The organism is Actinomadura sp. J1-007, assembly GCF_009793335.1.
GTDB classification, from domain to species: Bacteria; Actinomycetota; Actinomycetes; order Streptosporangiales; family Streptosporangiaceae; genus Spirillospora; species Spirillospora yumaensis.
Map to the genome: position 1 here is coordinate 62,739 of NZ_WING01000001.1, position 13,357 is coordinate 76,095.

Here is a 13,357-nt window from a genome sequence, read left to right on the forward strand (position 1 = left end):
GAGCGGAAGTGGGGGCGATGCGCGACCGGGAACGGGCGCTGGAGAGGTGGGAGCGCCGCGAGGAGGCCGCCCTCGGCTACGTGCCGTACGTGTCCCTCGCGTTCGCCACCGTCCTCGCGCTGCTGGTCGACCACCGCTCGGCGCCCCGCACCGCCGCCGTCGCCGGGCTCTCCGCCGCGACGGCGCTGTGGGTCTGGTGCCTGGTGACGCGGCGGCCGGGCCTGGCGCACCGGACGGCGCCCGGCGTCGCCTACTTCGCCGGGCTGCTCGCGCTGCTGGGCGGGCTGATCGCGCTGAACCCGCTGTTCGGGTTCGCGATGATCACCGGCTACGTGCACGCGTTCCGGCTGCCGCGGGGCTGGCGGTTCCCCGGCGTGATCGCCGCGGCGGGGCTCGCCTCCGCGTCCCAGCTCGGCGGGTACGGCATGATCACCGGGCGGATGGTGCCGGTCTTCCTGCTGGTCCTCACGGTCAACGCGCTGCTGGCGGGCGGTTTCACGTTCTTCGGCCGCCGCAACGACGAGGAGCGGCGCCAGCGCAAGGCCATGATCGCCGAGCTGGCGGAGACCAACGCGCGGCTCCAGGCCACGCTGGAGGAGAACGCGGGCCTGCACGCCCGGCTCCTCGCGCGGGCCCGCGAGGGCGGGGTGCACGACGAGCGGCAGCGGATGGCCGGCGAGATCCACGACACGATCGCGCAGGGCCTGGCCGGGGTCATCACCCAGCTCCAGGCCGCCCGCAACGCCCGCGACCGCGACCGCGACTGGGAGCGGCACCTCGACCTCGCTCAGGAGATGGCGCGCGAGAGCCTGGCCGAGGCGCGCCGTTCGGTGCAGGCGCTGCGGCCCCGGCCGCTGGAGGAGGCCGGGCTCGCCGAGGCGCTCGCCGGCGTCGCCGAGCGCTGGACCGCGCTGCACCGCGTCCCGGTGGAGGTCAGCACGACCGGTACCGTACGGCCCATGCACCCCGAGGTGGAGGGGACGCTGCTGCGCACCGCGCAGGAGGCGCTCGCCAACGTCGCCAAGCACGCGCGGGCGTCCCGGGTCGCGCTGACCCTGTCGTACATGGGCGACCTGGTCACCCTCGACGTCCGCGACGACGGCGCGGGCTTCGCGCCCGGCCGGGTGCGGCCGACCGAGACCGGCGGGTACGGGCTGACCGCGATGCGCCGCCGCGTCGCCCGCGTCGCCGGGACCCTCGACATCGAGTCCGAGCCGGGCGCCGGCACCGCGATCTGCGCGAGCGTCCCCGCGGTGCCCGCCGGGGACGCCGCGTGACCGCGGACGGCCCCGCCGGCGGGACGATCACGCTGCTGATCGTGGACGACCACCCGGTCGTCCGGGACGGGCTGCGCGGCATGTTCGCCGGCGAGCCCGGGTTCGAGGTGGTCGGGGAGGCCGCCGACGGCGAGGAGGCGGTGCGGCTCGCCGAGGAGCTGCGGCCCCGCGTGGTGCTGATGGACCTGCGGATGCCCGGCGGCGACGGCGTCACCGCGATCACCCGGCTGGCCGAACGGGGCGTGCCGTCCCGCGTGCTCGTCCTCACCACCTACGACACCGACACCGACGTGCTGCCGGCGATCGAGGCGGGTGCCACCGGCTACCTGCTGAAGGACGCGCGGCAGGACGAGCTGTTCCGCGCGGTGCGGGCCGCGGCGCGCGGCGAGGCCGTGCTGTCGCCGCCGGTCGCGACCCGGCTCCTCGACCAGATGCGCGCCGCGGCGTCCTCCGCGCCGCCGCCCTCCGCGGCGTCCTGGGGCGGCGCGTCCGGCGGCGAGCCGCTCAGCCCCCGGGAACTGGAGGTGCTCGGCCTGATCGCCCGCGGCGGGACGAACCGCGAGGTCGCCGCGCGGCTGTTCATCAGCCAGGCGACCGTGAAGACGCACCTGCTGCACATCTACGGCAAGCTCGGCGTGAACGACCGCGCCGCCGCCGTCGCGGCCGCGTTCGACCGCGGCCTGCTGCGCCCCGGCGGCTAGCCGCCGGGGCGGGCGGCCCGGTCAGCCGAGGGGCGTGACGGTCCAGCCGTGGCGGACGCGGCACGCCTGGACGACCTCGGGAGGCGCCGCGCCGGTCACCAGCAGCCGCACGCCGGGGACGGGCACGGGATCGTGGTCGAACGTCAGGGCGCGCAGCTTCGCGGGCGTCACCACGGCGGCGGTCGCGGCGCGGTCGCGGACGGCGGCGAGCAGCGCCGCCACGTCCGGGTCGCGGACGCCGGCGAACGTGGCGCCGTGGGTGAGGCACAGGTCGATCAGGCCGATCCACGTCGAGGGGGTGCAGTCGCGCCCGCAGCAGACCAGCACGTCGCCGTCCGACAGGCCGACCGTGCCGCCGAGGCGGTAGAGGTCGGCGAGCCGGTCGGCGTGGCTGACCTCCCCGGCCGGGCCGTTCAGCAGCAGCGCGAGGTCGCGCAGCGGGTCGGCGGCGGGCCCGGGGAGCGGCTCGGCCGGGGCGGCGTGCGCGCCGGTCCGCACGAGGCGCGCGAACGGCGTCGTTCCCGGCACGTCCCCGAACGCGAAGACCTGCCGGACGAACGAGCGTTCGGCGGCGGCGAGGGACCGCGCGGACGTGCCGCGCGCGGTGAACAGGAACCGTGCGCCCGTCTCCGTCAGCGCCGCCGCGAGGTCGCCGACCCCGCCGTCGAGGGGCAGCGGCGCGGGCACGGCGCCGGCGGCGGTGACGGCGTGCACGGCGAGCGCGAGGTCGCACGCGCCGGCGAGGTGGACCGCCGCGACGTCGCCGGGCCGCACGCCGAGCCGCCGCATCCCGTCCGCCGCCGCGGGGACCGTGGCCGCGAACCGCGCGTAGCCGACCTCCTCGCCGGGGCACGCGAGGGCCGGGCGGTCGCCGCGGCGCGCGGCGTGGTCCCTGGCGGCCGCGAGCACGGCCCCGGTCACCGACGTCTCGGACACGGCCGGCGGTCCTGGGTATCGGTCCAGCATGCGGCGACGGTACGCCGCGCGCGCCGACCGCCACATCCGCCGAACTGTGTAGACGGGTGTGTAGGCGCGCCGGAGCGGACGGGTCACGTGGCCAGCCCGGCGCGTTCGAGGAGGCCGCGCCGCTGGACGCACCCGCCGGGCGTACGGGGGATCAAGTCCACGACGTGGACGGCGAGGACGCGGCGGTACGGCGGGACGTGGCCGTTGACGTAGCCGAGCAGGTCCTCGGCGGGCACGGGCTCGTCCAGCACGACGAACGCGTGCGGGGCCAGCCCGAGGTCGAGGTCGGGGGCGGGCGCGACGGCGGCGTCGCGGACCGCGGGGTGCGCGGCGAGGACGGCCTCGGGCTCGGCGGGCGGCTCGGGCCGGCCGTCGCCGAGGCGGCCGAGCACGAACGCCCGGCCGTGCTCGTCGGCGAACGCCGCGTCACCGGTCGCCAGCCACCGCGCAGGCACCGCCGCGTCGGGCGTGACGGGCAGCCGCACGCACAGCTCGCCCGGCTGGTAGGCGGGCTGCTCGCAGCCGGTGCGCGCCGACACCACCCGCCACGTCACGTCCGGCAGGCCGCGCCCGACGGAGTCGAGGGTGCCCTCCTCCAGCGCGCGCAGGTTGAGGTGGGTGAACCCGGCCGCCTCCGCGAACCCGTACGCCTGCCTGACCGGGCAGCCGAGCCGCGCCGCGCACGCCCGCGCGGCGTCCGCGCCGAGCGGCCCGCCCGCCGACACGACCGCGCGCAGCGCCCCGAGCCGATAGCGCGGCACGGCCCGGTCGTAGGCGAGGACCTCGACGAGGCGGGGCGGGAGCAGCGCGACCGTCACGGCGTGCTCCTGGAGCGCACGCAGCAGGTCGTGGCGTCCGGTCCCGGCGAGCGTGACGACGGTGGCGCCGAGCCGCAGCGCCGGGTTGAGCGCGCCGTTCAGCCCGAGCACGTCGGAGAACGGCAGCGCGGACAGCACGATGTCGCTCGTGCCGAGCATGCCCGCCGCCGCGACGCGGGTGAGCCCGGCGACGACCTCCGCGTGGGTGAGCCGCACCGGCCTCGCCGGTCCCGCCGTGCCGCGCGTGCAGGCGAGCAGCGCGGCGTCGCGGGCGGGCTCGATCGGCACGTCGGGCGCGGCGCCGCCTTTCATCAGCCCCGAGAACGGCTGGGCGCCGGGTTCGTCGCCGAAGCAGTAGAGGGTCTCGGCGGCGGCCCGCTGGGCGGTGCCGAGCAGGACGGGCCAGGTGACCAGCGTCCGGGCGCCCGCCTCCGCGAGCAGCCGGGACAGCTCCGGCGCGGACAGGGACGCGCGGAGCGGGAACGGCACGGCGCCCGCCGCGGTCACCGCGTGCAACGCGACGGCGAACTCGGGGCTGTCGGGCAGGTGCAGGCCGACGACCGTTCCGGGCCCGATCCCCTCGCGGGCGAGCCCCGCGGCGGCGGACCCGACGGCGGTGGCGAGCCCGGCGTACGACAGCGTCCGCCCCGACGCGGCGTCCAGCAGGGCCGGACGGGCGCCCGCGCTGCCCCCGCCTGCCGCCGCGGGCCCGCCTGGACCGTCTCGCCCGCCGCGCTCGCCTGGCCCGCCGAACGCCCCGGGCGTCCCGGCCGTCCCGGCGTCCGCCCGGCCGAAGACCGCTCGGGAGACCGAGATGGCGGGCCGGGCGGCCCAGGCGTCCACACCGATGGAGATCATGCTGCGACGGTAGGACCGGACGTCCGCCCCCACATGCGCCGGAATGCGCAACCCGGGTCGTATTCCGCGGCGCGGAGCGGATCCCGGGAGTGTGTACACATCTCCCGGGCGTCCCCGAGGCGCGGCGGGTCAGGCAGGGTCGTCACCGCGAACGTGGTCGACCGCCCAGGCCGCGACCTGCGCCCGGGAAGTGAACCCGAGCTTGGTGAGGATGTTGGTGACATGCCGAGCCGCCGTCGCGGGGCTGATGAACAACTCCTCGGCGATACCGCGGTTGCTGAGCCCCCGCGCGATGAGCCGTGCCACCTCCCGTTCACGAGGGGTCAGGGTGCTGGGCGGCGTAACAGGCACAACAGGCCGCCGATGCGCAACAGCCCGCGGCCCCACCCCACCCTTGAACGCCGCAGACGCCCGGACGCCGAGCCCGGCACGGCCGGCGAGCCCGGGGTGGGAGGCGCACCCAACGCCGAGCGCTCATGCGCCCGACCGGCTGCGGATGACGCGGGGGACGTGGAGGGCGCGGACGGCGCGGGGGCGCGGACGGCGGGGCCGGGGCGGAGGACGCAGCGGAAGCGGACGACGCAGCGGGGTCAGAGGGCGCGGGCGACGCGGGCGACGCGCAGGACGCGCAGGACGCGGAAGGCCCGGAGGACGCGGAAGGCCCGGAGGACGCGGAAGGCCCGGAGGACGCGGAAGGCCCGGAGGACGCGGAAGGCCCGGAGGACGCGGAAGGCCCGGAGGACGCGGAAGGCCCGGAGGACTCGGACGACGCGGACGGCGCATTCGGGGCGGACGGCGCAGCCGGGGCGAAGGACGCGGCCGATGCAGACGACGCGGCGGGCGCGGACGACGCCGATGGCGAGGGTGGCTCGGAGGACGCGGCGGACGCAGGAGGCGCGGACCGTACAGGGGGCGCGGCAGGCGCGGACGACACGGGGAGTGCAGGCCGGGCGGAGGCCGCGGACGGCGCGCCGGGGGCGGCCGACGCGGCGGACACGGGAGCAGCAGGCGCGGGCGATGCGGAGGGCGTGATCGGGGCGGACGGGGCAGCCGGAGCGGAGGGGGCGGCGGGTGCGGACGATGTCGGCGGTGCGGCGGGGGTCGACGGTGTGGACGGGGCAGAGGACGCTGCCGGGGCCGACTGGGCGGAGGACGTGGCGGAGGCGGTGGGAGCGAGTGCGGGAGCGGCGCGGGGCGCGGGTACGGCCGCAGGCTCGGCGGCGGGTACAGGTGCGGGAAGTACGGGCGCGGAGGCGGCGGGGGGTACGGGCGCGGGGTCGGCGGCGGGCACGGGTACGGGTGGGGGCTCGGGCGCAGGGGCGGCGGTGGTGGGGGCGGGGGGATGTAGGGCGTAGGTGACGGCTTCGTCGGGGTCCATGGCGCGGCCCTCGCCCAGAGTTGGGCGATGAGCGGCTCGCCGAGGCGTCTGCGGATGGGGCCGAGGGTGCGTTCGACGCGGGCGCCGGTGGCGGGCTGCTTCCCGGCGGATTCGCGCAGGGCCTCGGCGGCGCCCGCGAGGGTCACCGCGCCGTGCTGGTCGCCTTCGCGGGCGAGGAGTTCGGCGAACGGTTCGAGGGCGCGGGCGACGTCCAGCCGGATCCCGGCCGAGCTGCTGAGGGCGAGGCTTTCGGACAGCGCTCGGCGGGCGGCGGGCAGGTCGTCCTGGCGGAGGGCGACGCGGCCGATGCCGGCGAGGGCGCGGGCCCGTTCGGGCAGGGCCTCGATCTCCTCCAGGATCGGCAGCGCCTCGGCGTAGTGGCCGCCCGCCGCGCCGGGGTCGCCGCGCAGCTCGGCGAGCCGGCCGAGGCCGATCAGCGCGTGCGAGGCGCCCCAGAGCTGCTCGATGTCGCGCATCGTCCGCAGGCCGTCCTCCAGGTGCTCGCGCGCCTCCCGGAGCCGCGCCCGCCGGATCAGCAGGTAGCCGCGGGCGATCGAGGCGTAGCCGCGGTTCCACTCCTGGCCGGGCTCGGCGGCCAGCGCGGCTGCCTCGTCCAGCCGTCCGGCGGCGTCGGCGAACCGTCCCGCCCGGGTCAGCGACTCCGCCGAGCTGATCAGCGCGGTCGCCGTCATGAAGTCGTCGCCGGCCTCGCGGCACGGCCCGAGCGCGTCCTCGGCGAACGCGCCCGCCCGCGCGAAGTCGCGCCCGCCGACGGCGAGCTGGGCGCGTCCGGCGAGCGCGGGCCCGAGCACGTACGGCGGGACGTCCACGGCCCGGCCGAGGAACCGGTCGGTCCACCCGGCCCACTCCGCGACGCGCCCCCGGACGATCCAGAACGTGCGCAGCGCCGTGCAGATCCGCAGGCCCGCCTCGTGCTCGCCCCGGTCGAGGCACCAGCCGAGCGCGGCCCGCACGTTGGCGATCTCCGCGTCGTACCAGTGGAACAGCCCGACGCGCCCCTCCCACGTGCCCGGGCTCTCGGCGATGGCGAACTCGCCGTGCCGTTCGGCCGCCTCCAGGACGGCGTCGCGGTGCCGTTCGCGCAGCTCCGCGGTCTCGCCGGCCGCTTCGAGCCGTTCGGCCGCGTACCCGCGGATGCTGTCGAGCTGCCGGAACCGCACCCGTCCCGCGACCTCGCCGCCCACCACGACCAGGGACTTGTCGACGAGCGCCGTCAGCAGGTCGAGGACGTCCTCCACCGGCAGGGCGCCGTCCACGCAGACCTGCTCGGCCTGCTCCAGCGTCCACCCGGCGAAGACCGACAGGCGACGCAGCAGGACGCGTTCGGGCTCGGCCAGCAGGTCGTGGCTCCAGTCGATCGCGGCCCGCAGCGTCCGCTGCCGCGGCGGCGCGGTGCGGTCGCCCGCGCTGAGCAGCCGGAACCTGTCGGCCAGCCGCCGCGCGATCTGCTCGACCGACAGCACGCGCACGCGGGCCGCCGCGAGCTCCAGCGCCAGCGGAACGCCGTCCAGCGCGCGGCCGACCTCCTCGACCGCGCCGGCGCCGTCGAAGTCGGGCCGGACGGCGCGGGCCCGTTCGACGAAGAGGGCGACGGCCTCGGCGGGGTCGAGCGGCGGCACCCGCCACACGTTCTCCCCCGCCATCCGCAGCGGCTCGCGGCTGGTCGAGAGCACCCGCAGCCGGGGGCACCGGGCGAGCAGCAGCCCGGTCAGCTCGGCGCACTCCTGCACGACGTGCTCGCAGTTGTCGAGGACGAGCAGCGCCGTCCTCGCGCTGAGCGCCCCCGCCAGCGTCTCGGCCGTCCCGCCGGGCCCGGCCTCCTCGGCGACGCCGAGCACCGCCGCGACCCGCCGGGCCACCTGCTCGGGCGGGCCGTCGGCGGGCGTGTCGGCCAGCTCGACGAACCACACGCCCTCCGGGTAGCCGTCCACCAGCGAGCGCGCCACCCGCAGCGCGAGGCGCGTCTTGCCGATCCCGCCCGCCCCGCACAGCGTCACCGCCCGCATCGTCTCCAGCAGGCGGCGGATGTCGGCCACATCCCGCTCGCGTCCGACGAACGCGTTCGTCTCGGCGGGCAGATTGGTCTTCGCAGCAGAGTTCAACGGTGTCATGCGCCCAGCAAAATGTCGTCCGGCAGTGCATGCCTGTGTACCTGGAGTGTGACATCGCCGTGCATGCGCCGTCTTTCGTTTCCCGGGGTTGACTATCTTCCTCCGCCAGCCACGCGGGCCCCCGGGCCCCTTGGTCCCCTTTCCAGACGGCGGTCACGGCCGAACAGCCGACCACTCCCCGTCCCTCGCTGACCAATCCCTTAAATCTACATTTCTCACCATTTTCCGTACCTCACTCCACGGGGTCCGAACGGCGAGCCAAGGCGACCTGGACGATCATCTCGAACCTGAGCCACCGCGCAGAGTGCGCAGAACGACGGCTTCCCGGTCGGGATCGCGGAGTTGCGGCGGGCCTTCCGTGAGCGGACGGAGGGCGGCGCGGGCAGCCGCGTGCGGCTCGGGCCACAGCGCGGCGTTCAACGCGTCGGCGAACCAGCCCCGCATGAACGCGGCGGTCCGTTCGTCGTCGCTCATCCTGGAGCCTGCGGAGTCGTTGAGCGACCACCCCGCCTGGCGTGAACGCCTCAGCCACGAGCGGACGTGCGCACCGAGTTCGGAACCGGGCGAGACGGTGACCGCCTCACCGCGCTCGGCCGCGGCGACCGCCTCGGCCAGCCCGGGAGTGCCGTCGAGTCCGAGAACGCCGGCCAGCCGCATCGCCTCGTCCGCGGCGACCGCGCGGAGCAGATGCGGCGGGGCGGCTTCGAGCGCCGCGAGCATGGCCGGGTCTGTGGGGCCGTGGGAGAACGAGGGCGGCGCGGCACTGAACCAGGGCTCGATCTCGGCGGACGACAACTCCCCGGCCAGGGCGTCCGCGTGCGGAACGGCCCCGGTGATGAGCCCCGCGAGCAGGAGCGCCGGGACGTAGGCGCTCAGCAGGGAGTCGTCCTCATCCTCGTCTTCGTCTCCGTCCGCGTCGTCGGCGGGCGCCGGGGCCAGGCCCACGGCGCGCATCTGCCCGAGCAGGCGATCGGGCTCGCTCCCCAGCGACGACCGGGCCAGGTCGGCTCGAATCCGGTGACCAGCGTGCCGTCAACGGCGTACCGGAAACCATGGTCGGCGTAATCGTGCCGCTGCACCGAAACGGCCTCCGTACCCTGGGACAGCGCCGTCAGCCGCTCGATGAGCGTTCCTTGGAAGCCGTTGGGCTCGATCAGCACCGTCCAGCCGCCGAGGTCCAGCGCGAACGCGAACTGCGGATAGCCCGCCTCGTACGAGCCGTCCGCCTCCGCCAAGGTGCGAGGGCGCAGCGTGTCCGGGAGGGCGCCCAGACGCGACAGCACCTCGTTCTCGTCGACCCCCTTGACGAAGGTGAGACAGCAGATCTCCCCAAGCGGCTCGTCGTCGTCCATCCACTCAACGCCGTCGCGCGACACCTCAAGCATGATCCCTCCGGGACGTTCGGTGACCTGGCCCGCAGATCATGGCAGCCGCCAACGACAACCCCGTCCCGTCCCCGCCGCGTCTGGAGGACGGCGCACACGAATCCCAATGCGCCCCGAAAACCGTCCCGGCCAGTTTCGTTCGCCCTTCACCTTTCCTGGTGCAATAACGTCCGGAAAGAGCGTCGGATACGCAGCTCTGTCGGGCTCGGCGACCTTAGCGTCACCGACACAATTCCAACCGAATACAGCCCTGACCTGTGATGGTTTCGCGGCGGATTCATCTTTCACGGGAGTCAGCGGCGACCTGACGCCCCGGAAGGCAATCTCGACACCTCGATGGACACCCCTTCCCGCACGCGCCCCGGCAGGTTGCCCCACCAACTCCGAGCAGAGCCCTGCCACAGGGCGATGACGACCTCACCCCCACCCAGCACATCGAGCGCGCCGTCGATGTGCTGGACTCCCACCGCCCTCGCACCGCCCCTGACACCGCAGCTCGCAGCGGCCCCCGCAGCACCCCTCACACCGCACCTCGCAGCGCGCCCTCACAGTGGCCCTCACAGCACCCCACGCACCGCACCTGACACAGCAGTCGCACCGCCCTCCCACCGCACCTCGCAGCGTGGCCCTCGCAATGGCCCTCGCACCGGCCCGCGCAGCGCGGCCCTCGCACCGCTCCTCGCGGCGCGGCCCTCGCGGCGCGGCCCTCGCGGCGCGGCCCTCGCGGCGCGGCCCTCGCAGTGGCCCTCACACCGCCCCGACACGGCAGCTCGCAGCGGCCCCCGCACCGCGGCCCTCGCACCGCCCTCGCACCGCGGCCCTCGCACCGCCCCTCGCAGCGCGGCCCTCGCGGTGACCCCTGGGGCGCACCGTCCCTTCGCCGGAACTTGCGGCGCCGCCGAGCCCCGCCCCCGACGTCCGCCGGTGCACGTTCACAGTCGGCAGTTTTTGACCGTTCTCGACCGTGCTCGGCGGATCTCGGAGGATCTCGACGGTCCTTGATGGTTGTCGGCGGAGCGCGAACGGTCGTCCCGCACCAGGGGTCACCCCTGCGCGAGGACGGACCGAGTAGCGGCCGGGGTCAGCAGGGGACTTCGTCTCTACGGGCGTCGGGAACAGGAGCGGCGGATGCCGCAGTCCCGGAGCTCATCGCGGATGACGGTCACGAGGACGCTGGCCGTGGTGACGGCCATCAGGACGAGCACGACGGCGCCGACCCACATGGACACGGTCTTCAAGGTCTCAAGCATTGATGGCTCCCCCTGGGCCGCGCCCCAACGGCGCTGTCGGGGGAAAGTAGATCACGATGTGAATCGAGTTCACAAGCTCATCCTGTGAACTCGATTTTCGCCTACCTGTCCTGTGACTCGTGTATCCGGTACGGTCCTCGGGTGGAACGGGATCCTGGCAACGTGGACGTGACGGCGGCCGACATCGCGCGTCTCGCGGGCGTCGGGCGGGCCGCGGTGAGCAACTGGCGACGTCGGCATCCCGACTTCCCCCAGCCTCGCGGGGGCACGGCCGCCAGCCCGGTCTTCTCGTTGAGCGAGGTCACCCGATGGCTGCGGCACCAGGGGAAGCTGGCAGACGTACCCCTTGAGGAAGGCACCTGGCAGCGCTTCCGCGCGGCGACGCATGACGCCCAGCTCGCGACGGTGATCGGCGACGCCGGCGACGCGCTCGTGCGAGCGTCCCGCGGAGACACCGCCCATCTCGCGTCCGTAGCCCCTGAACTCGTACGACTCGTCGAAACGACCGGGCCGAGCGAGACGCTGGAGTTTCTGGTGGCGCGCCTGCACGAGACGCAGGGACGCCGCGCACCTGCCACCGCGTCCGAGACCGCCGCGCTCATAGCGGCCTTCATCCCGCCCGAAGCCCGCGTCATCCTCGATCCCGCCTGCGGGACGGGCACGTTGCTCCTGGCGGCGAACGAGATGAGCGACGCCCCGACGACTTTGCTCGGGCAAGACCTGGACCCGTCCTCGACCCGCATCGCCGCCGCCCGCCTCCGCCTCCGCACCACCCAACGCCCGCCCACCGCGCCAGCGCCAGCGCATGGGCCAGAGCACAGGCCGGGACCAGAGCACGGGCCAGCGCCAAGGCCGGACCTAGGACCGGAGCCAGCGCCAGCACCAGGGGCGAGGCCCACGCCAAGGCTGGGGCCGGGGCTGGGGCCGGGGCTGGGGCCAGAGCAAGGGCCGGGGCCAGCGCCGGGGCCAGCGCCGGGGCGAGGGTCAGGGCCAACGCACGGGCCAGTGCCAAAGCCGGAGCTAGGAACGGAGCCAGCGCCAGCGCCAGGGTCGGGGCCGGGGCCAGAGGAAGCGCCAGAGCAAGGGCCAGCGCTAAGGCCGGAGCTAGGGCTGGGGCCAGAGCAAGGGCCAGCGCCGGAGGTGGGGCCGGGACCAGAGCAAGGGTCGGGGCTGGCGGCGGAGCAGCAGCGGGAGCCTGAGCATGAGGCTCGGGCGGGGGAGGAGGTTCGGTCGGAGAGCGAGGCCGGGGATGGAGAGGCCGAGCCTAGGGCCGGAGAGGCCGGGCTTCGGGCTGCCGAGACTGGGCCTCGGGCTGGCGAGGCTGGCTCTGGGGCTGCCGAGACCGGGCCTCAGTCTGCCGAGGCCGGGTATGGGGCTGCCGGGGCTGGGGCTGGAGAGGTTGGGAAGGTTGAGGTTCGGGCTGGGGATTCGTTGCGGGGGGCGGCGTTCGGGGGTGGGGTCGCGGACGTTGTGGTGTGCGATCCGCCGTTCGCGGGCGTCGGGTGGGATCCGGATGCGGTGGCGGCCGATCCTCGTTGGGAGTACGGGCTGCCGTCCCGGGCGGAGTCCGAGCTGGCCTGGGTGCAGCACGCGCTGTGGTGCGTGAAGCCGGGCGGGCTCGCGATCGTGCTGATGCCGGCCGTCGCGGCGGCACGGCGTTCGGGACGGCGGGTGCGGGCTCAGTTGCTGCGGCGGGGCGCGTTGCGGGCCGTCCTCTCGGTGGACGGGCATCACCTGTGGCTGCTGCGGCATCCGGAGGGGGGCGCTCCTTCCAGCGTGCTGATGGGCGAGGCCGACGGCGCGGAGGAGCTGGTCGGGCTGTGGCGGGAGTTCCAGCGGCGGCCGGACATCGACCGGCCGGGCGTCGGGCGCGGCGTACCCGTGATCGAGCTCCTGGACGACGACGTGGACCTGAGGCCGGGACGGCACCTGTCGCCGTCCGGTGTGGAGGAGACGGCTGAACGGTTCGCCGAGACGTGGGGCAGGCTGTCGCGGCTCATCGACGGGTTCGGCGAGCTGGCCCCCCGGGCGGAGCCGGCGCGGCGGGACGTGCCGATGGTCTCGGTGGCCGAGTTGGAACGGCTCGGGTCGCTGCACCTGCGGCCGGTGACCGGGCGGGACGGGACGGGTGACTCGCCGGTGCTCACCGTGGAGGACGTGCTGGCCGGGCGGGGGCCGACCGGGCGCGGGACCGCCGGTGCGCGGTCGGTGGTCGGCCAGTCCGGGGACGTCGCGGTGGTGACGGGTCCCCGGCTCGCCGCACGGGTGATCGAACGGGACGGGACCGTTCTCGGCCCGCATCTGGTGCTGGTCAGCATGCGTGACGTGGACCCGTACTTCTTCGCGGGCGTACTGCGCAGTTCGGGCAACGCGCGCGCGGCGGCGTCCGCCACGACGGGCGGGCGCGCGGACCTGAACCGCGTGCAGATCCCGAGGTTGCCGCTGGACGAGCAGCGCGCGCTCGGGCAGATGCTCAGGCGCGGCCAGGAGTTGGAGGCCGCGCTCCGTACGGCCGCCGACCTGAGCGGCGAACTCGTCCAGCTCCTCGCGGACGGCGTCGCGCTCGGCCGCCTCCGGCAGGAGGGATCTTGA

10 protein-coding genes are annotated in these 13,357 nt (G+C 75.6%); 3 read left to right on the forward strand and 7 right to left on the reverse strand.

Going from position 1 to position 13,357, the window contains the following annotated elements; all coding sequences use genetic code 11:
• Window positions 1-17: 17 nt before the first annotated feature.
• Both GEV43_RS00325 and GEV43_RS00330 read left to right on the forward strand, forming a co-directional pair.
• Window positions 18-1,277, forward strand: a complete 1,260-nt coding sequence (locus GEV43_RS00325; protein WP_160824192.1) for a sensor histidine kinase — start codon at window positions 18-20, stop codon at window positions 1,275-1,277.
• Between the two features lie 80 nt (window positions 1,278-1,357).
• A complete protein-coding gene (locus tag GEV43_RS00330) occupies window positions 1,358-1,978 on the forward strand; it encodes a response regulator transcription factor (RefSeq protein WP_160824193.1) in 621 nt (206 codons plus the stop codon).
• Between the two features lie 21 nt (window positions 1,979-1,999).
• Here GEV43_RS00330 and GEV43_RS00335 read toward each other — a convergent pair whose 3' ends face one another.
• The 7 genes from GEV43_RS00335 to GEV43_RS00365 all read right to left on the reverse strand — a co-directional run bounded on the left by GEV43_RS00335 (window position 2,000) and on the right by GEV43_RS00365 (window position 10,765).
• Complete coding sequence (locus GEV43_RS00335) at window positions 2,000-2,944, reverse strand: AMP-binding protein (protein ID WP_160818999.1); 945 nt, start codon at window positions 2,942-2,944, stop codon at window positions 2,000-2,002.
• Between the two features lie 83 nt (window positions 2,945-3,027).
• Complete coding sequence (locus GEV43_RS00340; protein WP_160819000.1) at window positions 3,028-4,620, reverse strand: class I adenylate-forming enzyme family protein; 1,593 nt, start codon at window positions 4,618-4,620, stop codon at window positions 3,028-3,030.
• Window positions 4,621-4,749: 129 nt separating this feature from the next.
• Window positions 4,750-5,007, reverse strand: a complete 258-nt coding sequence (locus GEV43_RS00345; RefSeq protein WP_309239363.1) for a helix-turn-helix transcriptional regulator — start codon at window positions 5,005-5,007, stop codon at window positions 4,750-4,752.
• 87 nt (window positions 5,008-5,094) lie between these two features.
• Complete coding sequence (locus GEV43_RS00350; RefSeq protein WP_241682715.1) at window positions 5,095-8,130, reverse strand: NB-ARC domain-containing protein; 3,036 nt, start codon at window positions 8,128-8,130, stop codon at window positions 5,095-5,097.
• A gap of 276 nt (window positions 8,131-8,406) precedes the next feature.
• Window positions 8,407-9,084 carry a hypothetical protein gene (locus tag GEV43_RS00355; protein WP_160819001.1) on the reverse strand — a complete coding sequence of 226 codons (678 nt, stop codon included), beginning with the start codon at window positions 9,082-9,084 and terminating at the stop codon, window positions 8,407-8,409.
• Window positions 9,003-9,515: a DUF6461 domain-containing protein gene (locus GEV43_RS00360; RefSeq protein ID WP_160819002.1), complete on the reverse strand. Its 513-nt coding sequence runs from the start codon at window positions 9,513-9,515 to the stop codon at window positions 9,003-9,005. Before GEV43_RS00360 ends, GEV43_RS00355 begins: the two co-directional genes overlap by 82 nt.
• 1,100 nt (window positions 9,516-10,615) lie before the next feature.
• Window positions 10,616-10,765, reverse strand: coding sequence for a hypothetical protein (locus tag GEV43_RS00365; RefSeq protein WP_160819003.1), 150 nt, complete (start codon window positions 10,763-10,765; stop codon window positions 10,616-10,618).
• A gap of 684 nt (window positions 10,766-11,449) precedes the next feature.
• Here GEV43_RS00365 and GEV43_RS49000 point away from each other — a divergent pair.
• Window positions 11,450-13,357 (forward strand): N-6 DNA methylase, encoded by a 1,908-nt coding sequence (locus tag GEV43_RS49000; protein ID WP_241683158.1) that lies wholly within the window; start codon window positions 11,450-11,452, stop codon window positions 13,355-13,357.